The sequence below is a fragment of the Roseateles sp. GW823-FHT07B05 genome (assembly GCF_058794515.1).
The window spans coordinates 1-1,315 of the sequence record NZ_JBXAGX010000039.1 but is presented as its reverse complement, the minus strand read 5'-3'; the positions used below and the strand labels follow the sequence as shown (position 1 = coordinate 1,315).

The following is a 1,315-nucleotide window of genomic DNA, read 5'->3' as shown; positions in this document are numbered from 1 at the left end:
TGAATCGCCCCGGCTTCCGCGGAGGCCCGTTGGTTTAAGTCAGACGGTCGCGGCCTGACCAGCGCGTTGTCGATGGTAGTTGGCCTCGAACTCGGCCGGCGGGATGTAGCCCAGCGGCTCCATCAATCGATGGTGGTTGAACCAAGCCACCCATTCCAGCGTTGCCAGCTCCACCGCCTGCTTGGTCTTCCACGGCCCGCGCCTGTGGATCACCTCGGCCTTGTAGAGGCCGTTGATGGTCTCGGCCAGGGCGTTGTCGTAGCTGTCGCCCTTCGAGCCCACTGACGGTTCGATGCCGGCTTCGGCCAGCCGCTCGCTGTAGCGAATGGACAGGTATTGCGCCCCCCTGTCGGAGTGGTGCGTCAGGCTGCCGTCGTCGGACGGCTTGCGGTCATACAGCGCCTGCTCCAGCGCGTCGAGCACGAACTCGGTGTGCATCGAACTGCTCTGGCGCCAGCCCACGATGCGCCGGCTGAACACATCCACGACAAACGCCACGTAGACCCAGCCCTGCCAGGTCGAGACGTAGGTGAAGTCCGAGACCCACAGCTGGTTGGGCCGCTCGGCCCGGAACTGTCGGTTGACCCGATCCAGCGGGCATGGCGCCTTCGGGTCAGGTAGCGTGGTGCGCACCGCCTTGCCTCGGCGCACGCCCTGCAGGCCCTGCTGGCGCATCAACCTCTCGACGGTGCAGCGCGCTACCGCCACGCCTTCGCGGTTGAGCTGGCGCCAGACCTTGTCGGCGCCGTAGACCTGCATGTTGGCCTGCCATACGCGCCGGACCTGAGGCACGAGGCTCGCATCGCGCTGCGCGCGACGCGAGCACAGCGCCGGGTTGCGCTGACAGGCGGCATGGCGCCAGTACGCCGACGGGGCGATCTGCAAGACGCGACAGATCGACTCGACCCCGAACTGCTGGCGATGCCGGTCGACGAAGGTCTTCAGGACTTGATGCGGCGGTCGAGCTCCGCCTGGGCGAAAAACGCACTGGCCAGCTTCAGGATCTCGTTGGCCTTGCGCAGTTCGCGCACCTCGCGTTCGAGTTCCTTCACACGCTGCGCCTCGTTGGTCGTCACGCCCTCGCGCACGCCGGCATCGACCTCCGCGCGCTTGACCCACTCGTTCAGCGTCTGCGGCACGCAGCCAATCTTGGGCGCGATGGACTCGATGGCCGCCCACAGCGACGCGTACTCCCCCCGGTGCTCCTGCACCATCCTCACCGCGCGCTCACGCACCTCGGGCGAGAACTTGTTCGACTTGCTCATGGCTCAATCCTCTCAGAGTGTTGAGCCTCCTCGAAACCCGGGGCGGTTCA

Annotated in this window: 1 protein-coding gene and 1 other annotated feature; the gene reads right to left on the bottom strand. The window is 66.5% G+C overall.

Features of this window, described 5'->3' with window-relative positions:
* Positions 1 to 39: 39 nt before the first annotated feature.
* Positions 40 to 1,265 (bottom strand): IS3 family transposase gene (locus AC1Q7O_RS27545; RefSeq protein WP_492662636.1). Its coding sequence is split into 2 segments (ribosomal slippage): positions 40 to 977 and positions 977 to 1,265, totalling 1,227 coding nucleotides; the frame shifts between segments, so codons are not numbered across the junction.
* Positions 871 to 987: a sequence feature (AL1L pseudoknot), on the bottom strand. It overlaps the preceding gene by 117 nt.
* Positions 1,266 to 1,315 lie beyond the last annotated feature (50 nt).